This is a genomic window from Ruegeria sp. CF8 (assembly GCF_056537285.1).
The window spans coordinates 352,936-376,587 of the sequence record NZ_JBQFRG010000003.1; the positions used below are offsets into that span (position 1 = coordinate 352,936).

General features: G+C 57.0%; 24 protein-coding genes. 9 read left to right on the forward strand and 15 right to left on the reverse strand.

Going from position 1 to position 23,652, the window contains the following annotated elements; translation table 11 throughout:
• Window positions 1-8 precede the first annotated feature (8 nt).
• Window positions 9-227, reverse strand: a complete 219-nt coding sequence (locus ACR0EV_RS09655; RefSeq protein ID WP_480799890.1) for a GTA head formation protein, RCAP_rcc01685 family — start codon at window positions 225-227, stop codon at window positions 9-11.
• Entirely contained in the window at window positions 220-1,380 is a 1,161-nt protein-coding gene (locus ACR0EV_RS09660; RefSeq protein ID WP_480799891.1) for a phage portal protein, read from the reverse strand. Before ACR0EV_RS09660 ends, ACR0EV_RS09655 begins: the two co-directional genes overlap by 8 nt.
• A 264-nt stretch (window positions 1,381-1,644) precedes the next feature.
• Between ACR0EV_RS09660 and ACR0EV_RS09665 the strand changes: the two genes are divergently transcribed.
• Window positions 1,645-2,214 (forward strand): hypothetical protein, encoded by a 570-nt coding sequence (locus ACR0EV_RS09665; protein ID WP_480799892.1) that lies wholly within the window; start codon window positions 1,645-1,647, stop codon window positions 2,212-2,214.
• Between the two features lie 83 nt (window positions 2,215-2,297).
• Here ACR0EV_RS09665 and ACR0EV_RS09670 read toward each other — a convergent pair whose 3' ends face one another.
• Complete coding sequence (locus ACR0EV_RS09670; protein WP_480800008.1) at window positions 2,298-3,668, reverse strand: DNA-packaging protein; 1,371 nt, start codon at window positions 3,666-3,668, stop codon at window positions 2,298-2,300.
• An 849-nt stretch (window positions 3,669-4,517) separates the two neighbouring features.
• Here ACR0EV_RS09670 and ACR0EV_RS09675 point away from each other — a divergent pair.
• Entirely contained in the window at window positions 4,518-5,783 is a 1,266-nt protein-coding gene (locus ACR0EV_RS09675) for a DEAD/DEAH box helicase (RefSeq protein WP_480799893.1), read from the forward strand.
• Window positions 5,784-5,868: 85 nt separating this feature from the next.
• Here the strand turns inward: ACR0EV_RS09675 and mltG are convergent, their stop codons facing one another.
• The 7 genes from mltG to fabD all read right to left on the reverse strand — a co-directional run bounded on the left by mltG (window position 5,869) and on the right by fabD (window position 12,192).
• Window positions 5,869-7,026: an endolytic transglycosylase MltG gene (gene mltG / locus ACR0EV_RS09680; RefSeq protein WP_480799894.1), complete on the reverse strand. Its 1,158-nt coding sequence runs from the start codon at window positions 7,024-7,026 to the stop codon at window positions 5,869-5,871.
• Window positions 7,027-8,292 carry a beta-ketoacyl-ACP synthase II gene (fabF, locus tag ACR0EV_RS09685; RefSeq protein WP_480799895.1) on the reverse strand — a complete coding sequence of 422 codons (1,266 nt, stop codon included), beginning with the start codon at window positions 8,290-8,292 and terminating at the stop codon, window positions 7,027-7,029.
• Between the two features lie 194 nt (window positions 8,293-8,486).
• A complete protein-coding gene (locus ACR0EV_RS09690; protein WP_480799896.1) occupies window positions 8,487-9,230 on the reverse strand; it encodes a 1-(5-phosphoribosyl)-5-[(5-phosphoribosylamino)methylideneamino]imidazole-4-carboxamide isomerase in 744 nt (247 codons plus the stop codon).
• Between the two features lie 123 nt (window positions 9,231-9,353).
• The gene (locus ACR0EV_RS09695; protein WP_171185824.1) at window positions 9,354-9,893 is read right to left on the reverse strand and encodes a GNAT family N-acetyltransferase; all 540 of its coding nucleotides are present in this window, start codon (window positions 9,891-9,893) and stop codon (window positions 9,354-9,356) included.
• Between the two features lie 138 nt (window positions 9,894-10,031).
• Entirely contained in the window at window positions 10,032-10,265 is a 234-nt protein-coding gene (locus tag ACR0EV_RS09700) for an acyl carrier protein (protein WP_050602116.1), read from the reverse strand.
• A gap of 208 nt (window positions 10,266-10,473) precedes the next feature.
• Entirely contained in the window at window positions 10,474-11,211 is a 738-nt protein-coding gene (fabG, locus tag ACR0EV_RS09705) for a 3-oxoacyl-[acyl-carrier-protein] reductase (protein ID WP_171090708.1), read from the reverse strand.
• A 42-nt stretch (window positions 11,212-11,253) separates the two neighbouring features.
• Complete coding sequence (gene fabD, locus ACR0EV_RS09710) at window positions 11,254-12,192, reverse strand: ACP S-malonyltransferase (protein ID WP_480799897.1); 939 nt, start codon at window positions 12,190-12,192, stop codon at window positions 11,254-11,256.
• A gap of 174 nt (window positions 12,193-12,366) precedes the next feature.
• On the opposite strand from fabD, the gene ACR0EV_RS09715 reads away from it, so the two are divergent.
• Complete coding sequence (locus tag ACR0EV_RS09715) at window positions 12,367-13,587, forward strand: cytochrome b/b6 domain-containing protein (RefSeq protein WP_480799898.1); 1,221 nt, start codon at window positions 12,367-12,369, stop codon at window positions 13,585-13,587.
• A 61-nt stretch (window positions 13,588-13,648) separates the two neighbouring features.
• Here the strand turns inward: ACR0EV_RS09715 and ACR0EV_RS09720 are convergent, their stop codons facing one another.
• Together ACR0EV_RS09720 and ACR0EV_RS09725 are read right to left on the reverse strand one after the other, a co-directional pair.
• Window positions 13,649-14,221, reverse strand: coding sequence for a YceI family protein (locus tag ACR0EV_RS09720; RefSeq protein WP_171668457.1), 573 nt, complete (start codon window positions 14,219-14,221; stop codon window positions 13,649-13,651).
• Window positions 14,222-14,347: 126 nt separating this feature from the next.
• Complete coding sequence (locus tag ACR0EV_RS09725; protein WP_480799899.1) at window positions 14,348-14,866, reverse strand: hypothetical protein; 519 nt, start codon at window positions 14,864-14,866, stop codon at window positions 14,348-14,350.
• Between the two features lie 283 nt (window positions 14,867-15,149).
• Between ACR0EV_RS09725 and rpsF the strand changes: the two genes are divergently transcribed.
• The 6 genes from rpsF to ACR0EV_RS09755 all read left to right on the forward strand — a co-directional run bounded on the left by rpsF (window position 15,150) and on the right by ACR0EV_RS09755 (window position 18,932).
• Window positions 15,150-15,503: a 30S ribosomal protein S6 gene (gene rpsF / locus ACR0EV_RS09730; RefSeq protein ID WP_171090718.1), complete on the forward strand. Its 354-nt coding sequence runs from the start codon at window positions 15,150-15,152 to the stop codon at window positions 15,501-15,503.
• Between the two features lie 28 nt (window positions 15,504-15,531).
• Entirely contained in the window at window positions 15,532-15,759 is a 228-nt protein-coding gene (gene rpsR / locus ACR0EV_RS09735; RefSeq protein ID WP_005608650.1) for a 30S ribosomal protein S18, read from the forward strand.
• Window positions 15,760-15,771: 12 nt separating this feature from the next.
• The gene (gene rplI, locus ACR0EV_RS09740; RefSeq protein ID WP_480799900.1) at window positions 15,772-16,392 is read left to right on the forward strand and encodes a 50S ribosomal protein L9; all 621 of its coding nucleotides are present in this window, start codon (window positions 15,772-15,774) and stop codon (window positions 16,390-16,392) included.
• A 151-nt stretch (window positions 16,393-16,543) separates the two neighbouring features.
• Window positions 16,544-17,032 (forward strand): transglycosylase SLT domain-containing protein, encoded by a 489-nt coding sequence (locus ACR0EV_RS09745; protein WP_480799901.1) that lies wholly within the window; start codon window positions 16,544-16,546, stop codon window positions 17,030-17,032.
• Window positions 17,033-17,268: 236 nt separating this feature from the next.
• Complete coding sequence (locus tag ACR0EV_RS09750) at window positions 17,269-17,970, forward strand: autoinducer binding domain-containing protein (protein ID WP_171185840.1); 702 nt, start codon at window positions 17,269-17,271, stop codon at window positions 17,968-17,970.
• Window positions 17,971-18,077: 107 nt separating this feature from the next.
• Window positions 18,078-18,932 carry an acyl-homoserine-lactone synthase gene (locus tag ACR0EV_RS09755; RefSeq protein WP_480799902.1) on the forward strand — a complete coding sequence of 285 codons (855 nt, stop codon included), beginning with the start codon at window positions 18,078-18,080 and terminating at the stop codon, window positions 18,930-18,932.
• 98 nt (window positions 18,933-19,030) lie between these two features.
• Here ACR0EV_RS09755 and tig read toward each other — a convergent pair whose 3' ends face one another.
• The 3 genes from tig to ACR0EV_RS09770 all read right to left on the reverse strand — a co-directional run bounded on the left by tig (window position 19,031) and on the right by ACR0EV_RS09770 (window position 23,585).
• Window positions 19,031-20,362 (reverse strand): trigger factor, encoded by a 1,332-nt coding sequence (tig, locus tag ACR0EV_RS09760; protein WP_480799903.1) that lies wholly within the window; start codon window positions 20,360-20,362, stop codon window positions 19,031-19,033.
• A gap of 185 nt (window positions 20,363-20,547) precedes the next feature.
• Window positions 20,548-21,672, reverse strand: a complete 1,125-nt coding sequence (locus ACR0EV_RS09765; protein ID WP_480799904.1) for a porin — start codon at window positions 21,670-21,672, stop codon at window positions 20,548-20,550.
• A gap of 308 nt (window positions 21,673-21,980) precedes the next feature.
• Complete coding sequence (locus tag ACR0EV_RS09770) at window positions 21,981-23,585, reverse strand: NAD(P)H-hydrate dehydratase (RefSeq protein ID WP_480799905.1); 1,605 nt, start codon at window positions 23,583-23,585, stop codon at window positions 21,981-21,983.
• Between the last annotated feature and the right edge of the window lie 67 nt (window positions 23,586-23,652).

The following is a 23,652-nucleotide window of genomic DNA, read 5'->3' on the forward strand; positions in this document are numbered from 1 at the left end:
CACTGACCTTACGGTGTTACCGCAAGGAACGACTGAAACGCCTGCGCCAGGATCACCGCCGCCACACCGTAGACCGTCAGCCACAACCGACGTTCCAGTCGCTCCATCATCTCTTCGATCTGGTCCAGCCGCCTGCACAGATGCGCGTGCTGGATCTCGGCCACCCGCTCATGCGCGGCCAGACGCAAGCCCGGCGCGCACTCGAACGAGGGATACCCATCAGCCATCGGCACGCTCCGGCAGCCCCAGCAGCGCTCGCTTCTCAGCGTCCGTCAGAAAATCAGCCCCGTTGACCCGCGCCCATTGTGCATCGCGTTCCGCCGACAGCGCAGGCACCTGATCCAAATCGGGCTTCAACATCAGGTCTTCGCCCGAAAAGCCCGAAAGCCACTCTGACACCGCCGCCGCCACCCGCGTCACCAGGGGCAGTACGGTCAGGCGATAGAACGCCCGGTTGGCCTCCTGATAGTTCGAATAGGTCGCATCGCCTTGGATCCCCAGCAGCATCGGCGGGACCCCAAAGGCCAGCGCGATCTCGCGGGCGGCGGCTTCCTTGGTCTTTTGAAACTCCATGTCCGAGGGCGAAAAGCCCATCGGCTTCCAATCCAGCCCCCCTTCCAGAACCATCGGACGACCTGCATTGCGCGCCCCGCGATAGTTCTGCTCGATCTCATCCGACAAACGCCGGAACTGATCCTCGGCCATCACCCCATGGCCATCGCCCTTCCACACCAGCGCCCCCGAAGGTCGCGCCGCATTGTCCAGCAGAGATTTCGACCACCGCGACGCGCTGTTATGCACATCAATCGCCATCGCCGCCGCCTGCATCGGCGAGAACCCATAGTGATCGTCCTGCGGATGGAACGACTTGATATGGCAGATCGCCTCCGCGGCGAACCGGTGCTTCTTTCCCCCGACGGCGTAGTCATACGCCTTGGGCCACCCATCTGCCCCCGGCACCACACTCATCCGATCCGAGCGCAAGACATGGAGCTCTACCGGCAGCCCTTCCTCGGCCTGAACCGCCTCGACATAGGCATTGCCCGACAACAACAACTGCCCGAACAAGGCCTCCATCAACTCTGCCCGCCCCTGCGCCGCATTCGGACGCCGCATCAGGCTCAGGACCGGATGCACATCATAGCGCTGCGCCTGATCTTGCAGAACCAGAGGCAAAGCCGCCGCCGCCTCAGCAATCAGCTTGACCGAGCGAAACCCCACCGGGTTCCCTGAAAACCCCGTCCGCGTCAGCGACACCGCGTCCCGAGGGCTCCACGCCACGCGCCCGCCTGTCTGCCACGCCACCACATGTCCCGCCGCGCTCGCCTTTGCCTCAGGCGCCTCGCCAGCCGATCCACGACGCAAGAAATCGAATACCATCTGTGCTCCTTTCTGCCGCCGCTCTGCCCGGCTTGTTGAAAGGAGTTATGACGGAAAGAAGTTTAAAGCTTGGGAATGGGGCGTACGGGGGGTGGGCAACGGTCGGTATGTGAGCTTTTTTGCAAGCGTTCGCTTGGCTCCGAAACTCGCACAACTCATTTTCGAAAAAATTTTGGCTTACTTCTATTCTTTCAATTGAACCCGCGTGATCGACGGGGGAGATTTCGCCTTAGAAACCGCTCATAAGTTTTGAAAGGTAGGCTAGTGAAAGCAAATGTTTCTGTGAACTCACGTATTTTTCTGGCGGTCTTGCTTTCGGTGACCACCTTCATTCCAATAACCGCGCCTGCCGGCGAAGTCCGTTTCTGGGAAATGCCCAAAGGCTGCAGTTGGACCACGGAATATTCAAATGGAAATGTTTGGGTAAACACGTTTCGAGGAAAGCAGGCAGGAAAATACATCGTCACGACCAAGAACAAGTTCGGCAGCAAGGAAAAGGTAAAGACAACCGAATACAACGCGCGTGGCTTGATGACGCGTAGTCCTTGGAGCGGCAACAAGTGGGAGGAATTTGAACCCTACAGTTGCTTTGGTATCGTCGGAGATTGCACTTACACCTATCGCAATGCCGATGGCGTGACTCTTGTCATCTCCTCAAAGACAACCCAAATCAACAATTCAACCTTTAGAGTGAAGGCAAAGTCGGGCCAAACCGGCAAATTTGCAGTCGATACAGTACAAAAAACGCACTATGGCCTGACTTTACTTTCTAAAAACAAAAACTTCTCTGTAAAGACTACAGAGCTCAGAAACTGCGGGATCGCGCCTTCCTAACCGCTTCAATGACGGGTACTGGGAAAGTTAGATCATACACTAAGGGATCGGAAAACTAGTCCTGTCGCTGTTTCTGAAGTACCTCACAAACTCCGCACCCGAGGTCGCCGATATGCCCCCGCAGGCGTCACAATCAACTCATGCAGCGCCCAGACCAGCGCGTCGACCCGGTCGGGCGAGCCCTGCCCCTCAAACCCACGCGTGGTCATCTGGCACATCTGCTCCTCCAACGCGTCCAGACCGGCCACATGGCTTACCCGCCCCTGCTCGTACAACGCCGCCACAGGCTCGGCCCGCGCGACCTTGCCGCGGGAGGCCCGCACCGCGCGGAACGGGACCAGAGGGTCCACCTGCCGCACGACCTCTTCCACCAACTGCCCGCCCTGATTGACCTCAGCCACCAACCGTTCGGCCCCGAAATCATCCATCGCGTCAATCGCCGCCTGCGCCCAGCCCGCCGGGCCGACGCTCTGCACCGTCCGGTCAGCCAGCACATAGGCGCGCCACTCCTCGGGCGGGCCCTGCACCTGAGCGCCCACAACAACGATCCCGCAGGCATCCGCGCCTGAACCGGATGTCACCGCCGGGTCCAGCGCCACGACGATGCGATCCAATGCAGGCACCCGATCCACCCGCGCAGCATCCAGCATCGACCCCGTCCACAACGCACCCTCAGCATCCGACAACAGCACCCCGTCCAACTCCTGCCGCCCCAGCCGCGTGCCAGCATAGCGCGCGCGGACCTCGGCCAGAAACGAGTCCGCCAGATTGGCCCGGTTTGCTTCGGTTGGCGCATGGGTCTGCACAGTGGAGGGAGACACCAACAGATCCTTCAAAACCTTCACATTGCGCGGCGTCGTGGTCACACAGACCCGAGGCTGCTCTCCCAATCGCAACGCAAATTGCAACATGTCCCAAGTTTCCCCAGCCTTCTTCCACTTGGCCAGCTCATCCACCCAGGCCGCATCAAACTGAGGACCCCTCAGACCCTCAGGATCATGCGCCGAAAACGCCTGCGCCTCGGCCCCGTTGGGCCAGATCAGTTTCCGTTCCGATGCTTTCCACACAGGCCGACGATCTGGCGGTGAACACTGCAATATCCCGCTATCGCCAAAGATCATCACGTCGCGCACCTGATCAAAGGTCTCGCCGACCAACGCCACACGACTGGCTTCTCCGCGATCCAACGGCTTCGACCCCTCAACCATCGACCGCACCCATTCAGCCCCGGCCCGCGTCTTCCCGGCACCACGCCCGCCCATAATCACCCAGGACCGCCAATCACCTTCGGGTGGCAATTGATGCGGCAGCGCCCAGAACTCAAACAGGAAAGGGAGGGCACACAGCCCCCCCTCCCCGATCTCACTTAGAAATCTGTTCTGCACCGCAACAGGTGCGGAGGCGAGCCAACCTGCACCCGATTTCAAATCGAGCGCGCTCAAGGTCGAGCGCATAGCCCCCTTGGGCAATTCCGGCTTGTCTGTGATGTTGTTCGACAAAGCTTGTCTCCACTTTCTGACAACTTCGGATCAGCCCCTCTAACTGCCCGAGTTGCCTGGCTGAACCAGCAAGATCTGCATCCTCCCCGGCACCGATCTGTTTGCGCAGGTCTTCCGCCGCTTGCCGCAGATCGCGAATGGACCTCTCAAGCGACTGCAACAAGTCAGCCGTCTGGGAAATCCGCTCTTCCGGGGTAATCAAAGTCATGTTTGCTTGTGACCTCATGCGTGAGTTTTCTCCGCACGAGAGAAACGAAAAACGGCCGCCGGGTTTCCCCGTGGCCGTTGCCCACTTCTTCTAGCATGACACAATTCATACGTATTTAAGTACGCAATGTCAACTAGTTACGCAACACGAACGCAACAGGGAGCGTACGCAGAAGTAAGATTTTTAGCCCCCAGCTTAGCTGCTTTTCGAGAGTTCCTCTTTTTCAAAAAAAACCATTAAACCGCCTTCGCGTTTCAGGACGTCACTAAAAACCGGATTAAGAATCGCGTTAAAATTGACACCCTCGCTGCCAACGCCCGGCTCCATTTTCAAATGCCAGCTTGACAATCCCTGCCTCAACCCTCATGTGCCCACAAAACCAAGCGCTGCAGCGTGAGCCTGAGCGGACCTTTTCCGCCCCACAGCGCCCGACTCACCCATAGTTCCCCATCACGCAGGGTTCTTGACGCGACGGCCGGATGGCGCAGGATTCACCTGCTCGTCCCGAGGTCTCGCACAACCCCTGCTGGTCGCCAGAGCGCGACCTCGTTTGACCTGCCCGTAGGCCAATGCTCCGGGCTGTAAAGGATAGTTATTTGTTCGACTTTGATATGCTGGGCCTCGCCGCGGCACTTAACAAGGCGTTGAAAAACGCCAACTTCACGCAACCTACCCCGATCCAGAACCAGGCCATACCGCTTGCGCTGAACGGCCACGACATTCTGGGTCTTGCCCAAACCGGTACCGGCAAGACACTGGCATTTGGCCTTCCTCTGATTGATCACTTGTTGGCTCAGCCTGGAAAACCTGATCCCAAGACAGCCAAGGCATTAATCCTTGCACCGACCCGCGAACTGGTGAACCAGATCGCCGACAGTCTGCGGGTCTTGACCAAAGGCACCAAGCTGCGCGTCGGGACAGTTGTGGGCGGACAGTCAATCAACAAGCAGATCATGTTCCTGGCGCGTGGCACAGACATTCTGGTCGCCACTCCGGGTCGCCTGATTGACCTGATGGACCGTGGCGCAGTCGATCTCGGCTCGGTTCGCCATCTGGTTTTGGACGAAGCTGACCAGATGCTGGATCTGGGTTTTATCCACGCCCTTCGCAAAATTGCGCCAGCTCTGGGCACTCCGCGTCAAACCATGCTGTTTTCCGCTACCATGCCAAAACAGATGGAAGAGCTCAGCCGCGCGTATCTGACCAACCCTCAACGGGTTCAGGTATCGCCTCCAGGCAAGGCCGCTGACAAGATCACGCAGTCGCTGCACTTCGTTTCGAAACCCGGAAAACCAGCAATGCTGCGTGAAATACTCTCACGAGACAGCGATGCGCTGACATTGGTTTTCACCCGCACTAAACACGGGGCTGAACGTTTGATGAAGGGTCTGGTTGCCGATGGTTACAACGCTGCATCGATCCACGGCAACAAAAGCCAAGGCCAACGGGACCGCGCGATCAAGGCGTTTCGCGAAGGTGAGGTAACCATTCTGGTGGCGACCGACGTCGCCGCGCGTGGCATCGACATCCCTGGCGTTGCCTATGTAATCAATTTCGACCTGCCCGAAGTGCCGGACAACTATGTTCACCGCATCGGCCGCACGGCCCGTGCCGGGCGCGAAGGTGAGGCTATTGCTTTCTGCGCCCCTGAAGAAGTCGATCTGCTGCGTCAGATACAGAAGCTGATGAAGATCGAAATTCCGGTGGCAAGCGGCACCATGCCCGAAGGGGTTGAGCCCCAAAAACCAGCGCGCCGCCAAAACAATCGCCGTCGCGGGTTTAAACCCAAACCAGCCAATGGCGATGGAAAGCCTTCGGCGGGAAAGGGTCGTCGACCCCGTCGCAGACGTCCCGCTGCTTAACACCAAAACGCAATGCAAAAAGAAACGCCGACGTCAGATATCCCTCTGACGTCGGCGTTTCTTTTCGCCACTTTGGCGGTTCGGTTTAGTTGCCCGAGTTTCGTTCGGCTTCTATCTCGCGCCACTTGGCTACGTTACGGTTGTGCTCCTGCAATGTCTCTGCAAAAGCGTGACCTCCCGTGCCATCGGCCACAAAGAACACAAAGCTGGTGTCATCCGGCGCAACGGCGGCCTCAAGACTTGCCAAGCCGGGGTTCGCGATCGGAGTCGGCGGCAACCCATCGATTTGATACGTGTTCCACGGCGTCGGGCGATTCAGTTCACTGCGCCGCAAACCCCGACCCAAAGTGCCCTGGCCCTTGGTCACGCCGTAAATCACCGTTGGGTCCGTCTGAAGACGCATCCCTTGATTCAGCCGGTTCACGAAGACGCTGGCCACTTGTCCGCGCTCTTCTGGAACTCCGGTTTCTTTTTCGATGATCGAAGCAAGGATCAGCATCTCTTCGGGGCTTTCCAGCGGCAAGCCATCCTGACGGTCTTCCCAGACCGCGTTGATCCGAAGCTGCTGTTTGTCTTGCATGGCCTTTAGGACATCATTGCGGTCCTGACCGGCCACAACGTCATAGCTGTCCGGGGCCAACATGCCCTCAGCTGGGATCTCAGTCACTTCTCCGGTCAGCGCCTCAAAGGACTTCAACGCCTCAACCACCTGCCACGAGGTCACGCCTTCGGCCAACGACACACGATACCGAGTGTCCGCCTCGTTGCGTTTTTCGGTATAGGCTTCTGGCGCCTCTTCCTCCAACGCATCGAAAGACGCGATTTCATCGAAATCCAACGTCGCCGGGTTCAGCTCGCGCACCCGTGTCTGGGCACGGGTCACGCCAATGCGGTATTCGATCTCGGATCCGCAGGTGCTGGCACCGGTGCTGGTAATCTCAGCGATGATCTGCTCCATCGACGCACCTTCGCGTACCAGAAAGCTACCGGCTTTCAGCTGCTGCGCCCGGTCTGTGTAATCCGCAGCCATGCGGAACAATGTTGCATTGCGGATCGCGCCCTGGTCTTCCAGTTCCTGACTGACACGCGTCATATTCGATCCGCTTCTGACCTGCAGGCAGATTGCGGTTTCAAGCGGGCCTTCCGCTTTGTACTGAGATTGCCCCCATAGGATCAGACCACCCATCAGGAACAAACCGACCACCAACATGGTCAGCGCGTTCGAAGCAATGGCCCGCCACATTTAGCTGACCTTTCCGAAGATTACGCTGGCATTGGTACCGCCAAACCCGAACGAGTTTGACAGGGCCACGTTGATCTCACGCTCGCGTTTTGCGTTGGGCGCCAGATCGATCGGCGTTTCGACAGCTGGGTTGTCAAGGTTGATCGTCGGCGGCGCAACCTGATCCCGGATTGCGAGGATCGAGAAGATCGCTTCAATCGCGCCCGCAGCCCCCAGCAAGTGCCCGGTGGCAGACTTTGTCGAGGTCATTGTGGCGTTTGCCGCATGCTCACCCAACAGGCGTTCCACAGCACCCAGCTCAATCGTATCAGCCATGGTCGAGGTGCCATGCGCGTTGATATAGTCCAGATCTTTCGGCTCCAGCCCGGCACTGCGCAGTGCGGCTTTCATCGAACGTTCTGCCCCATCGCCATCCTCTGATGGCGCGGTAATGTGATACGCATCACCCGACATGCCATAACCCAGAACTTCGGCGTAAATCTTGGCACCACGCGCCTTGGCGTGTTCGTAGTCTTCCAATACCACGATGCCCGCGCCCTCGCCCATGACGAACCCGTCGCGGTCGACGTCATAGGGACGGCTGGCTTTCTTCGGGTCGTCTGCATATTTCGTCGACAAAGCCTTACAGGCGTTGAAACCTGCAATCCCGATCTCGCAGATGCAGCCTTCACCGCCACCTGCAACCATGACATCCGCATCACCCGCACGGATAATACGGCTGGCATCGCCAATCGCATGGGCGCCGGTCGAACAAGCTGTCACAACAGAATGGTTCGGCCCCTTAAACCCGTGGCGGATCGACACCTGACCCGAGGCCAGATTGATCAGAGCTCCCGGGATAAAGAAAGGCGACACCCGACGCGGGCCTTTATCGCGGATCAGATTGGCGGTGTTGGCAATCGAGCCCAGCCCACCGATACCCGAACCAATCAGAACACCTGTCCGCAGACGGTCTTCCTCATCTTCCGGCAACCAGTTCGCGTCCTTGCAGGCCATTTCCGCGGCCGCAATCGAATACAGGATGAAGTCTTCGATCTTGCGCTGTTCTTTCGGTGGCATCCAATCATCGGGATTGAACGTTCCGTTGGTACCATCGCCGCGTGGCACCTCGCAGGCATAGGTCGTTGTGACCCCGCTGCCGACGGCATCAAAATGCGTGATGGGGCCTGCGCCGGACTCTCCGTCCAGCAGCCGCGACCAGGTTTCCTCGACCCCACTGGCCAAAGGAGTGACCAATCCAAGACCGGTTACAACGACTCTGCGCATGAAGTGCCTCTTGCCTGCTTCCTGTTATGAGAACCGCTCATACCCCGGCCCGGGGTGCGGGGGCAAGAGCAAGGGCGACTTCCGCGCCGGCATCCTGCCGCCGATCACCCAGAGAAACGCGTAATTTAGGGAAAATGGGGTAACCGCCCTTTCACGCACGCAGCAGAAAGGGCGGAATGGTTTGTCTAGTTGGCCTATTGGAACTGTGCCACTGGCTCGTGTGCGGCTTTGGCCATCTCCAGTGCATCTGACAATTCCAGCGATTTACGGAACAGCGCCCGCCCGACAATTGCGCCCGAGATATTCGGAATATACGCCAGACGGGAAATATCGTCCGCTGTGCGCACAACACCGCTCGCAATCACTGGGGTCCTCGAATGCCCGGCGATTCCGGAAATCAGACCAAGCTGTGCGTCTACATCTTCCATATCACTGTCAATATCCGTCACGACAATCGCAGCAAATGGTACACCTTCGAATGCGTCGATAAACGCTTCTGGCGTGAATGCACTTTGGTTGCGCCAGCCATCCGTCATGACAAATCCCTGCCAGACGTCGACAGACAGCACGATTTGGTCCGGGTACAGTTTGGCCAGTTCTTTAACCAGATTCGGCTCCAGCGCGGCCAAAGTGCCGATCACAACGCGCCCTACGCCTTTGTCGATCCAGTACTCCACCTGTTCCCGCGTGCGCATTCCACCGGCCAATTGCACGGGAATCTCTGCTCCGCGAATGATCTCCTCGACCAGTGCGACGTTGGTGTCTTTGCCTTCAATCGCGTCGAAATCGGTCAGATGCATCCATTCGGCACCCGCCTCGGCCCAGCTCCGCGCGGTTTCAACCGGATTCACGTGCCAGATCATAGCGTTATCCAGACGGCCTTTGTCCAGCGTGACACACCGGCCGTTCTGCAGTTCCATCGTGGGGTAAATCCTCATGAGCTTGTTCCTCCGCTCAATCGCTCTGAAAATCCCCGGTAGCATAGGTCGACCGTTCCAAACCCGATTTACCGGGATCGGCACAGTTTGGCCATTTTGCGGCATATCGGCGAAGTGGCGAGATTACGCGCGGGCGGGTGGACCGTTGCGCCGTAACAAATGCACCGGGGTTTCATTATACACCCCTTCGCGCATCAAAACATAGCCAAGCTTTTTGGCCAGCTTCTGGGAGGACAAATTGGACGCGTTCACCATCGCGACCAAAGGCCCGGGAATCACACGGTCGAACCAGTCATGAGCCGCCTTGGCCGCCTCATATCCCAACCCTTGACCCTGTGCTTCGGGGGCCAGAATCCATCCGGCTTCGGGGAAGCCATCGAAATCCTCGCCCAAACGTCGGTTGCCATAAAAAAAACCCGCCTGCCCAATCAGCGTGCGCGTCGATTGCTGCATCACGCCCCATTGGCCAAATCCAGCCATTTGCCAGTGCCCGGCATTACGCAGAAAAGAGTCCCACGCTTCGCCACGCGATCGGGGCGTCCCACCAATATGCTGCACGACGCATGGGTCACGCCAGATTTCGGCGAACCGTTCAAAGTCCTCCGGGCGCATGGCGCAGAGCGTCAAACGCGCGGTATTTATCATTGGAGTGGATCTTATCATGCCCTGTCCACTTTGAGTTTTGCCTCAATGGAAACAGTGCGCAGTGGAAAATGGCCACGCAAGCCCGAATTTTGCGTGGACATAAAAAAACGGCGCCTCCGTTGCCCGGAAGCGCCGCTTTTGATCAGAAAGAAACGTTTAGGACGCTTCGCTGATGAACTTGACCGCGTCGCCGAAGGTCTGGATGGTTTCGGCTGCGTCATCGGGGATCTCGATGCCGAACTCTTCTTCGAACGCCATAACCAGCTCAACGGTGTCCAGGCTGTCTGCGCCCAGATCGTCGATGAAAGACGCGTTTTCCACGACTTTGTCTTCTTCAACACCCAGGTGCTCAACAACGATCTTCTTAACGCGATCTGCGACGTCGCTCATGTCTATTCCTCATTCCTTTACAGGGCGGTCTGCCCGATTCTGCCCTTGCCCGCACGGGTTGGCCTTGATTTGCCCGTTTCGGGCGGTTTGGGTCCCGGGAAACCGGGAAAGTAGAAGGCCGACCAGAAAGACCGGCCCCGCATAGATGCGCCGCCTATAGCATAGTCGACGCAAGAGGCAAACGCTTTCGCATTCGCCCCTGTCGCGGTCACAACATGGCCATACCGCCGTTCACATGCAAGGTACTTCCAGTGACATAGCCTGCCTCAGGGCTGGCAAGGTACAAAACAGCCGCAGCGATTTCTTTGGGATCGCCCATACGACCCGCCGGAACTTTGACCAGCAGACCCTTTTTCTGTTCCTCGGTCAGCTTCTCGGTCATTGCTGTCGTGATGAAACCCGGTGCCACAGCGTTCACCGTGATCCCGCGCGTTGCAACTTCGTGGGCCAAGGCCTTGGAAAAGCCGATCATTCCGGCCTTTGACGCAGCGTAGTTCGCCTGCCCGGGGTTGCCGATTGCGGCCACCACGGACGAGACATTCACGATCCGGCCCCAGCGCGATTTCATCATGCCCCGGATCACACCTTTGCACAGTTTCATGGTCGAGGTCATGTTCACGTCAATAACGCTCTGCCATTCTTCGTCGGACATGCGCATGAACAGGTTGTCGCGTGTGATTCCGGCGTTGTTGACCAGAATGTCCACCGATCCCATCGCCGCGGCCGCTTGCTTTGGCAACGCCTCCACAGCTTCCGGATCGCTCAGGTTACAGGGCAGCACATGCGCGCGCTCACCCAGATCATCCGCCAGGGCTTGCAGTGGTTCGACTCGCGTACCGGACAACCCAACCGTTGCACCCGCGCCGTGCAGTGCACGTGCAATGTCGCCACCGATACCACCCGATGCACCGGTGATCAGCGCATTCTTACCTGTCAAATCAAACATACAGTTTCCCTCTTGGTGCGTCGGCAACGACGCGCATTTCGCTTACGATTCGGCCTGAAGGGCCTTTTGAACATCTTCCGGCGTGCCCACGGCCTTACCCGCAATGGCACGGTCGATCTTGCGGATCATACCAGACAGCGCTTTGCCTGCGCCGATCTCCCATGTCTCGGTCACACCCTGCGCCGCCATGTACTGCACGCTCTCGCGCCAGCGGACCGATCCCGTTACCTGTTCGACAAGCAACTGCCGGATCAAATCCGGGTCACTGACCGCCTCGGCACGTACGTTCGCCACCAAGGGCACAGCGGGCGCCTTGATCTCGACCGCAGCAAGGGCTTCCGCCATTACATCTGCAGCAGGTTGCATCAGCGCACAGTGAAATGGAGCACTTACAGGCAACATTACCGCACGTTTTGCACCTTTTTCTTTGGCAATCTCGGCAGCGCGCTCAACGGCGGCTTTTGAACCAGACACGACAACTTGTGTTGGATCGTTGTCATTTGCCGCCTGACACACTTCGCCCTGCGCGGCCTCTTCGGCAACAGAGCGCACGGCTTCAAGATCCAAGCCAAGAATGGCAGCCATCGCACCCTCGCCTACAGGCACAGCGCTTTGCATGGCTTGCCCGCGCGTGCGCAACAGGCGCGCGGTGTCGGCGACCGACAACGCTCCAGCAGCGGCCAAAGCGGAATACTCACCAAGCGAGTGCCCCGCCACAAATGCGGCTTTGCTGATCGAAACACCCTCGGCCTCCAAGGCGCGCATCGCGGCCATTGACGTTGCCATTAATGCTGGCTGCGCATTCTGAGTCAGCGTCAATTCGGCAATATCGCCTTCCCAGATAAGGCTGCTCAGTTTCTCACCCAGAGCGTCGTCCACCTCATCAAATATGGCTTGCGCCGCCGGATAAGCCTCGGCCAAAGCTTTGCCCATACCGATTGTCTGGGCGCCCTGCCCTGGAAAAACGAACGCGAGTGTCATTGCAACCTCATGCATACTGTTAGGTTGCGGCGGGGTGTAAACTGACTGCTCGTCTGGCACAAGCGCTGCCTGCATTCTGCATTCTGGCACCGTTGCTGTGCGTCCGCGCTTACTTGTGTCAGTCTCACGCGTCTTTACGTTGGACGCGACAGAGAATCCCGGAGTCTTATTTTCATGGCCGCGACCAATTCCTTTTCCAGTTACGGAAGCGTTGCAAAAACGTTTCACTGGCTCACAGCCCTTCTGATCCTGACAGCCCTGCCGCTTGGCTGGATCGCAGATAACCTGGCATACGCGGTTCTTCATGCAGACACCGCCCCGACCGAGGCCGAGATCGCCCGCGCCGCGCGCGTGTTTTCGCTGCATAAAACTGTAGGGATCGTTGTCTTCTTCGTGGCATTGGCGCGCATTTTGTGGGCTTTCACACAAACAAAGCCCGGCTTGTTAAATGCAGACAACAAGCCCGAGGCCTTTGCAGCGGAAACCGTTCATTGGCTTTTATACGGGTCGCTGGTCCTTGTTCCACTCAGCGGTTGGATCCACCACGCCGCGACAGAAGGTTTCGCTCCTATCCTCTGGCCTTTTGGGCAAAACCTGCCGTTTGTTCCCAAGTCCGAAGCCGTGGCCGAGATGACCGGTGTCCTTCACTGGCTGTTCATGTGGGTCCTGGTAGGTTCATTAGCCCTGCACATTGTTGGCGCGCTGAAACATCACGTCATCGACAAGGACAGCACGTTGCGAAGAATGCTGCCTGGTCATTCGGACGCACCAGAGCCGCCGCAGCAACACCATTCACTTGTCCCTGCGTTTGCCGCCGTGGCGGTCTGGGCCGTGGTTCTGACTGGCGGCTGGGTCACAGGTGAATTCGCACGCGAAGCCGGCGATGCCGACGTCGAACTCGCCGAAGTTCAATCTGACTGGCGGGTGCAAACCGGAACCTTGTCGATAACAATTTCTCAATTGGGCAGCGCCGTCACCGGATCTTTTGCCGACTGGACCGCAGCCATCACCTTCGACGAACCTGCACAAGTGGGACCTGCGGGATCTGTGGACGTTACGATAGCCATTGGCTCTCTGAGCCTTGGCTCGGTCACTGATCAGGCTATGGGCTCCGACTTCTTTGACACGTCACAATTCCCTACGGCGCAGTTCACCGCAGATTTGTTCAAGACCGAAACCGGGTACGAAGCCCGTGGCCCGCTGACCATCCGCGACAAAACGATGGATATCGTTCTGCCGTTTTCGCTGGATCTTCAGGGCGATACGGCCACCATGGCGGGTTCTGTTGAACTGAACCGGTTGGATTTCAACGTCGGCACGTCACAGCCGACCGAGGAGTCCCTAGGCTTTGCCGTCTCTGTTTCAGTCGACCTGACCGCCAGCCGCAGCCAGTAACGCCAACAAAAAAACCGCCGGTGAGATACTCACCGGCGGTTTTTTATTCTCTTTTTTCGATTTACTCGGCTTTTTGAGCCTCAACCGAAATCTGAACCTGCACTTCGTCACTTACGAACGGTGCAAATTGTCCCAGGTCAAATTCACTGCGAACCAGCGTTGTGGTTGCGTTGAAACCCGCCCAAGGCTTGTTGGCCATCGGGTGATTGTCCACTTTGTTCAACTTGGCATCCAGAACAACTGATTTGGTTACGCCATTCATGGTCAGGTCGCCGGTGATATTGGCAGTGTCATCGCCTGTCACCTCAATCCCGGTCGAGACGAAAGTGATCAGATCACCCTCGGCAGCGCCAAAGAAATCTTCGGTCATGAAGTGGTCTTCACGAGGCTTCCAGCCAGTAAACATCTCCATGACCGGCATTGAAACCGTGACGCTGGATGCCGCGGGGTTTTCCTGATCGAACATGATCTCGCCCTCAAAGCCCGAGAACATGCCGTAAGTGGTCGAAAAGCCGAGGTGATCATAGTTGAAGATGACCTGGCTGTGGCTGGGATCCAGTACATATTTCTCAGCACTGGCGAATGCAGCAGTTGCCGAAACGGCCAAGGCCGCAGCAAGAAGGGTGGATTTCATAACAATCTCCGCGTTTTTTTGAATGCAAGCCGATGGGGGTTGCTCACAAACAAGATGTGCCGCCCTAGGGCGGCACACAACCTCTTTTGGCTCACAATTTCTGTTCCTTTTTGAACAGAATAAAATTCAGCCGAAAATTGTTACGCTTTTGCTCAATTGCCCTTTCAGGGCTCGGCTGACATCCGCCGATTCAAGTGGCAGCTTCATCAACAGGCTGCCGTCCACGTCGAACAAGTGCACTTCGTTCTCTTCAAAGCGCGCACCACCCAAGGAGTCATAGCTGCGACGCAAAACAGTCTGTGGGCGTCCGTCTTCGTTCTTCTGCAATACCCGCACCTCACGACGAATAGGATCGAAATAGGCATCTGGCCGTGGATCCAGAATTTCGATCGTCAGCAGGCTGACCCCAACGATCAGAAACAGCATCGAAGCAACCATCTTGATCGGCCAGACATCCGCACCGATGACCGACCCCGGCATCAGCCACATTGAGAACGCCGACACGATCAGGAATGCGCCTACCATCCGCGCCAGGATCAAGCGCGCCTTCCAGTTCGGCGCGAAAGCGATCATTACCGGAACCGAATGTTCAAAGCGCGATCCAGCTGCTTCTTCCCGGTATGTGTTTGTGTTTGTCGCGGTCATAACGTTTCACCCTTTATAAGGTTACTGTCGGTGTTTTGTTGGTTCCGGGTAACGTCCGGTATGAAAAACAACTTTGAGCCGAAAAGCGTCAGCAATTGGGCACCCCAAAGGAAATTGGGCGACTTCACCAAGGCATATGTGGCGGGTCTTGCCCTTACGGTTCAAACGTGTATACGGGGCCATCCTTCGCAGTCGTATGAATCGCGCAGCCTCTCGTGGCAGGGTCGCGAAGGACGAAATGACCCCGCCTATGAAATGCGCCTTGATATAAACAGGAGTGCACATGCCACTGTATGAGCATGTAATGATCGCGCGTCAGGACCTGTCCAACGCGCAGGCGGAAAGCCTCGTGGAACACTTTGGCACCGTACTGGCCGACAATGGCGGCAGCCTCGTCGATAGCGAGTACTGGGGCGTCAAGACGATGGCCTACAAGATCAACAAAAACCGCAAAGGCCACTATGCCTTCCTGAAGACCGATGCCCCCTCGGGTGCGGTTCAGGAAATGGAACGCCTGATGCGCCTGCATGACGACGTCATGCGCGTTTTGACCATCAAGGTCGACGGCCACGAAGATGGCCCGTCGGTTCAGATGCAGAAGCGTGACGAACGTGGCGACCGCCGCGAGCGTCGTTGATCACTGCCTGAGGAAAGGACACTAAGCCATGGCCGCAAAACCATTTTTCCGCCGTCGTAAGGTCTGCCCGTTCTCGGGTGAGAACGCGCCGAAAATCGACTATAAAGACACCCGTCTGCTGCAGCGCTACATCTCTGAGCGTGGCAAGATCGTACCTTCGCGCATCACCGCCGTTTCGGCGAAAAAGCAGCGTGAACTGGCCCGTGCTATCAAGCGCGCCCGCTTCCTCGCCCTGCTGCCCTACGCCGTGAAGTAAGGAGAGACTGACATGCAAGTTATCCTTCTGGAACGCGTTGCGAAACTGGGTCAGATGGGCGACGTCGTTGACGTCAAGCCCGGCTACGCCCGCAACTTCCTGCTGCCCCAAGGCAAAGCCCTGAGCGCATCCGAGTCGAACATCGCCTCGTTTGAAGCCCAGAAAGCGCAGCTGGAAGCCCGCAACCTAGAAACTAAAAAAGAAGCTGAAGCTCTGGCTGAAAAGCTGGACGGTCAGCAGTTCATCGTGATTCGCTCGGCGTCGGATGCCGGCGCTCTTTACGGCTCGGTCACACCGCGTGACGCCGCAGACGCTGCAACCGAAGCAGGCTTCACAGTCGACAAAAAACAGGTCGTTCTGGTCGCCCCGATCAAAGAACTGGGCCTGCATACCGTTGCGGTTCGCCTGCACCCTGAGGTCGAAGTTGAAATCAAGATGAACGTTGCCCGTTCGGAAGAAGAAGCCGAACTGCAGGCATCGGGCAAATCGATCCAGGAACTGGCCGCTGAAGAAGAAGCGGCCGCTGAATTCGAAATCGCCGAACTGTTCGACGACATCGGCTCGGCCGCATCGGAAGACGATGACCTGGCTGTCGAAGCTGCTCCGGCTGAGGAAGACGAAGCCAAAGCCTGATCTGGTTACACTTTGATCAAGACAAAGGCCGCGCATTTTGTGCGGCCTTTTTCATATTGCAGCCAGACCAGCAAATTTCGGCCCAAATTGATCGCTAGAGTTGCGACCGAACAGACGTTCCATATCATACCGCCTTATTGACCGGAGATTCATGATGCCCATTTTCCCCCGCCGCAGCTTTCTTGCCCTGTTGTTCGCAACCCCGCTGCTCGCGTGCGGTGGAGGTGAAGTCTCCAAAGCCGACACCACTCAGTTCAATCCGCCCCTCTATCCAAATGAGACGCCAGAACTCAGAGCCTCGATCAACAAATGGGCCGATCACTACGAGCTTCCGCGCGAGCTTGTCCACAAGCTGGCCATTCGCGAAAGCACACACCGGCCTTGGGCCGTGAACCGCCCCTATTACGGGCTGTTGCAGATCCTTCCCGCCACCGCACGATCGATGGGGTACAAAGGTAACGCCGAGGGACTTTTAAACGCGGATACCAACCTGGAATTCGCGGGCAAATACCTGCGCGGCGCGTGGTTGCTGTCTGACGGAGACCAGCAACGCGCGATCTTTCTGTATGCGAAAGGGTATTGGCCCGAAGCCAAAGCACGAGGATTGCTGGTAGAAACCGGGCTCAAACCTGCGCCCTGACGGTAGTTAGCGTCAGTTTTCGCCTGAAAATTAGCACTTACGGCGGGATAGTGACAAAAATGTTCTATTGAATATCACAATATCCTGAATAGCGCAGACAATTGATGCCTCTGCTTGTCAGGATTAAGAAAATATGATGTTCTGGTTGAGTGAGGTAACCGGGTTCCACTCTGTTTTATACGTATGCTCGACGACACCATCGGGCAGTAAGATGGGCCGCAGTTGGTAGGCGCCGCATGGAAATTGTCGATCTGAGCACTCTGCCGGATTCAGAAGTTCGCTACACCGAATTTCTAAGGCAAATCTGTGACAAGCATGAAATGGACCATGCTGCTTATGCAGGCATGAACCCTGCCGCTGGATCTGTGGCTGGCTTCGTCACGTATGACGATGAGTGGACAGAGCATTACCAGAACCAGGGTCTGATCATGATCGACCCAACCATCCACATGGCACGCCGCAGCATTGCTCCGGTGGACTGGAGCCGCCTTGAACGCAGCCCCGATTTCCAGCGTGTATTCCGGGACGCCCATGATTTTGGCCTGCCCAGTCAAGGTGTTACAATTCCTGTGCGCGGTCCGTATGGAGATATTGGGCTGCTCAGCGCAACCCGCGACTGCAGCAAGGAAGAGTGGCGCAAGCTCTACACCCACGTGATAAGCGACCTGCAATCCATGGCAGTACACATTCACGACAACGTCGTTTCGTCGGATCAGCTGACCAGCGCACTCTACCATCCAACCCTGTCGACCCGCGAAGCAGAGATCCTGCAATGGGTCGCGGCCGGTAAATCTCAGCAGGATATCGGCGATATTCTGTCGATTTCGCACAGGACTGTAGAAGTTCACTTGCGTTCGAGTCGGGAAAAGCTTAGTGCCCTGACCACCCCGCAGGCCGTCGGACGCGCGATTGCGATTGGGCTAATTACCCCAGGTTAATCAAAAAAAGCGCTTAATTTCGCCAAAATACGGGAAACCCCCAATAGAAAAATCCCCTAGGACCGGTAACGTCGTATTTACCGAACAACCACTCGAAGGGGGAAGAAATGATCATCGTGGTAGATGGCCTGAACAGACATATGTTCAGCGAAGTTCTTGACGAAATGTTCGAGTTGAGAGCGCGTGTATTTGGCGGACGTCTCGGATGGGACGTCAAAATAGAAGACGGAAAAGAAATCGACGAGTTCGATCATCTGGACCCGGCATATGTAATCGGACTCGACGATGAGGGGAATGTCGTCGCAGCCGTGCGTGCCCTCCAGACCACCGGCCCTCACATGTTGTCGGATGTCTTCTCGGCGATCCTTTGCGGCGAAGCACCACTGCGCAGCGCAACCATGTGGGAATCGACCCGCTTTTGCGTTGACACCCAGCGCCTCACTCGCGGTAAAGAAAAGAACTCGGTCTCCTACGCAACCTGCGAATTGATGATCGGCTCTTTGGAGTATGCCAAGAACGCCGGTATTCAGGACATCATCACCGTGATTGATCCGGTCATGGATCGGGTCCTGAAACGGTCGAATTGCGCACCGTATGACTATGTCGGCAAAACTGTCCCGATGGGTAAAGTTCATGCGCTGGCCGCTCTGCTCGATTGTACCGACGAACGCATCGCGGGACTGCGTGAGTTTGCAGACATTCACAACGATGTCTTCATCGACGAAGACGAGGCACTGGCCCTGTTTGCAGCCAAGAAAGCCGCAGCACAAAGCCCTGCCAATCAGGATCACAAACCACTGACTGATCTTGAAAAGTATTTTGTGGAACAGATGAGCGCCGCCAAGACAGAAGCTGAACGGCATGATGTGCTGAGGCTGATCGAAACGCTCTCGAACACGTTCACACCAGAGCAGAAGACTGCTCTGCTACAAACCCCCCGTGCTTTTGCTCATGAGGCCTGACCCCCTCACCTCATAGGTACAAAAGCCACCCATGCGGAGCCGTCTGATTAGCAGGCGGCTCCGTTTTTTTATGCCCTTCGGGAATGGGCGGAAGAGGATTACTCCTCTTCCAGTGCCTCAACGGCTTTTTGCAGATCGTCTTTGCTCACGTCTTTTTCGCTGACCTGAGCCAGCTCGAATACATAGTCGACAACCTTGTCTTCGAAGATCGGCGCGCGCATCTGCTGCTGCATTTGAGCATTCTGCTGCACGAACTCAAAGAACTGACGCTCTTGACCCGGGTACTGGCGCGCCTGGTTCATGATCGCCTGAGTCATTTCCGCGTCGGTCACTTCAACCTCGGCCTTCTGACCCAGCTCGGCAAGCAGCAGGCCCAGACGTACACGGCGCTCGGCTAGTTTGGTGTGCTCTTCCGTCGGCTCAATCTCGCCGTGATCGTGGCCTTCCACGTCAGGGTTTTCTTCGTGGAACAGCTGATGTGCGATCTGCTTGGCTTCAGCTTCAACCAGCGACGGAGGCAGGTCAAACGACACTTTCTCGTCCAGGACATCCAGCAGAGCACGCTTCATGACGGCACGCGATGCGCCTGCATATTCTGCTTCCAGACGCTCCGAAATCTGCGTCTTCAGAGCGTCCAGGTCTTCGGCACCGAACTTCATTGCCAGATCGTCATTGACCTCTGCTGCCACCGGCTCTTTCACCTCTTTGATGGTGCAGGTGAAAACAGCGTCTTTGCCGGCCAGGTGCTCTGCACCGTATTCCGCGGGGAAGGTCACGTTGACGTCTTTGACTTCCTCGGCCTTCACACCAACCAACTGCTCTTCGAAACCGGGGATGAAGCTGTTCGAGCCCAGTACCAGAGGATACTCTTCAGCCGAACCGCCGTCGAATTCTTCGCCGTCAACCTTGCCAACGAAATCAAAAACGATCTGGTCGCCGTCTTTCGCCTTCGAGCCTTTGCGGCGCGCTTTGAAGTCCTGTGCGGTTTCAGCCAGGTTGTTCAGCGCTTCTTCCACAGCCGCGTCGTCCGCCTTGACCACCAGCTTCTCCAGCTCGACGGATTTCAGGTCAACTTCGGGGATCGCAGGCAGTGCCTCATAAGACATGGCAACTTCAACGTCGTCGCCTTCTTTCCAATCTTCATTGGTCATCTTGACTTCGGGCTGCAGCGCAGGGCGGTCACCACTGTCTTCAAAGTGCTTGTTCATCGCGCCGTCGATGCTTTCCTGCATCGCTTCGCCCAGCAGGCGTTGACCGAACTGCTTTTTCAGCAGCGCCATCGGCACCTTACCTTTGCGGAAACCTTTCATTTCGATTTCCGGCTGCGCTTCGGTCAGCTTTTCATTGACCTTGTCGTCCAGTTCGGCTGCGGTCACAACGATGTTGTAGCCGCGTTTCAGACCTTCGTTCAGCGTCTCTGTAACCTGCATTATGGTAGTCCCCATAGGATTCGGGGCGCGCAAAAAGGGCGCGCCGGGCAAATTTGACGCCTTCTATTTGCCCAGCAGCGTACGTGCAAGGGGCAAAGGCGGAATCCACCTGTATTTGATCGTCTATCCACCAAAAAAGAACGCCCCGGAAACCGGGGCGCTCGTGTTTAAACCAGTCTTGGCAGTCAGAACTTCCAGCGTGCGCCCAGAACCCATGCTTCGTTGTTGTCAAAGGATGAACCGTCATCGAAGTCGTGGTTGCGGTACTTCAGATAAACATCTGTGTTGATCGCTTCGACCTTCTGAACAACTGCGATACCCCAGGCCTTGGTGTCCGACCCGTTGCTGTTGAAATCCGAACCATCATAGTAGTCTACACCGACACCCGTCTTACCCCAGGCGATCCAATTTCCTTCGTATGAGATCTTGCCATACCAGTAATTCGGATCCGTCGCCCCAGCCTGATCGTCGTCACGCGTACCGCCAGCAATTGTAAATCCCAGCCCACTGGGCAGAAGAACAGACGCAGAGCCAATCGTGTCTTTGCGATCGCCGGAATTGTCGTCCCGGTCGCGCACCGAATAAGCAATAGCTGCCGCAAATTCCACACCACCGGCAAAGGTGTTTTCATAGAATAGACCTACGTCATAATAGTCATCGTCATCGCTGCTGGACAGAATGTTCTGCCCATACGCGAAGCCGGCCGAGAACCCGTTGAAAGTTGGTGTGTCATACCGGACGCGCCCACGGCGCGAGCCGTCAAAGTTGCTGGAACTGTCACCAACCGTGATACCGCTCAGCAGTCCTGTCGTGTCTCGATAGAAGAACCCGGCGTTTTCATCGTTGGTAAACGAATACAGCGCTGTTCCGACATATGACAGATCCACCTCAGCGGCACCGTCAGCGACCATACTGCCTTGCCCCGCCGAAAACTTGCCGTAGCCACCTTTCAGCGAGAAATCCACGTGACGAATATCTTCGCGATTCCAGCCATCCGCGTTGGTTCCAAACTGATCAGCAGACGCCGAACCTGGCAGGCCAAGCCCTGTTTCAAACCAAAACTGGAACTCATTGCTACCGTAAGGCTGCATCAGGCGCAGGCCAACTCGGCTGTTCGACAGGTCGTTGTCGAGGACCCGTGTCTCGGTGTCCTGCCCGTCATCGACCGAAATCAGGGCTGGGTGCAGCTGTCCATAAAGCAGCACATAACCGCCGGTGTTGTTTTCATATTTCAGCTCTGCTGCAGCAGGAATTGCCGCCGTTGCAGTTAGCGCAGCGGCAGCGGAAAGGGTTTTGAATTTAGAAGTCATTTCACTCACCATGAATGGTTCGGGCGTTACACCCCGTCCAATTGATCATTGAGCACCGACGTTCCAGATGCCCGCGCACTGTCTCGTAAAGGAATTGCAAATTCGCAACACAGAACGCAGAGGCCAAGAGAATTTTTTAATGTATTTCATTCGCTTAAACACATCACCGCCAGCCCGTTTCGGAGGTGCTCAAAAAAACTTTGCCGTCCGTCTGTGCGTCTGGCAAACACTCACTCTGCAGGCACGCAAGTTCTATCGGCGGAAGTCTGCCGATCCGGTGTGGAATGGGCCATTCCCCGCCAACACACTCAAATATTCATCTTTCTAAACACGTCAGGCAGTTGTTCCGGCAAGTCCTCGGCAATCAGGCCGGGCCCAAATTGCAGTGCGCATTCCACATGCAGCCACGCGGCAGTCTCCGCAGCTTGCAACGGTGGATACCCACGTGCCAGCAACCCGGTGATGAATCCCGCCAGCACATCGCCAGATCCAGCGGTCGCCAACCACGGAGCCGCCCTTTCGTACGAGGCCGAGTTGACCGAACATCGCCCATCAGGTGCGGCAATCACCGTATCCGACCCCTTGAACAGAACCACGCACCCAGCGCGATTTGCAGCCGCCCGCGTTGCGTCAACCTTGGAAAAGGCCGGGCCCTTTGTCGGCGCGGCTTTCAATTTGTCCGCGATGTCGGGGAAAAGTCGCGCAAACTCTCCCCCGTGCGGTGTGAGCACGCAGTTTTCGTGTAACAGCGCGAACAAAGCATCCCGGTCGCCCGCAAAGGCCGACAACGCACCGGCATCCAACACCGTCGCCCGGCGCGCCGCCAAGGCCACCGGCACTAACTCACGCGCGCGCTCCGCTCCCAGCCCGGGCCCAAGACAGAGGGCATTGAGGCGCGGGTCAGTCAGAACCTCGACCAGGCCATCTTTTCCCTCAACGCGCAGCAACATGAGCGCCGTGATCTGACTGGCCACTTCCAAAACCGCCGCAGGCGGCACACCCAATGTCACCAGTCCCGCGCCAATCCGCAACGCCCCACGCGCCGCCAATCGCGCCGCACCGGTTTTACCGACCCCTCCGGACAAGATAAGAGCGTGGCCATGAGAGTACTTGTGGCCTTCTGTGTCCTTCGACAAACTCCCCCAGTCGGCAGCAGCTATTTGGACAATCTGGTTGCTTTTCGCTGTTTCTAGCCCAATCGATTTTGTTTGCACCTTACCGCAGGACATTGGACCATCGCCCAAAACATGCCCGACCTTTTTGCTGTGAAACGTGACCGTCAAGTCGGCAGCAATGGCGTTACCCAGAACGCGGCCACTATCAGCGCACAAGCCACTTGGCGTATCAACTGCGACGACCTTTACGCCTTGATCCCGCAGCAACGTCCTTGTCTCTGTATTCGCCAATAAAGAAAACACACCTGTAAACGGTCGGGTAAGACCAGTTCCGAACGCTCCATCGACAATCAGATCAGTGTCCTTCGGAAGCTGAAGATAGTCCGCGTCAATAGGATCAGCATCGATGGCGAACACATTAACTCCGCCTTCATCCAGCCACCGCTCATAATTCACGCGTGCATCGGACGGCAGCTTCTCTGGGTCTCCGTACAGAAAGACCTCAACGTCCCAACCCTGCTCTCGCAACAACCTTGCGACAACAAAGCCATCGCCACCATTGTTCCCCGGCCCGCACAGCACCACCGCACGCAGCGGATCCCCTTCATCTGGCCCCAAATACCTCGGGGAGCGCGAGGGGCTGGCCCCTCGCCTGTCCAACTCTGGCCACTCCTCGAAAATCGCCTCAACAACGCCCTGCCCGGCCCGCTCCATCAGCTCAAGACCTGTCACCTCACCGGATTCGATGGCAGCCTGCTCGATGGCCCGCATCTGCGCCGCTGTCAGCAATTCCGTCATCCCAAACCCTCACTCGATTCAATTCTGATTAGTTTTTGAGCAACATGCTCATAAATTAGCATGCCGC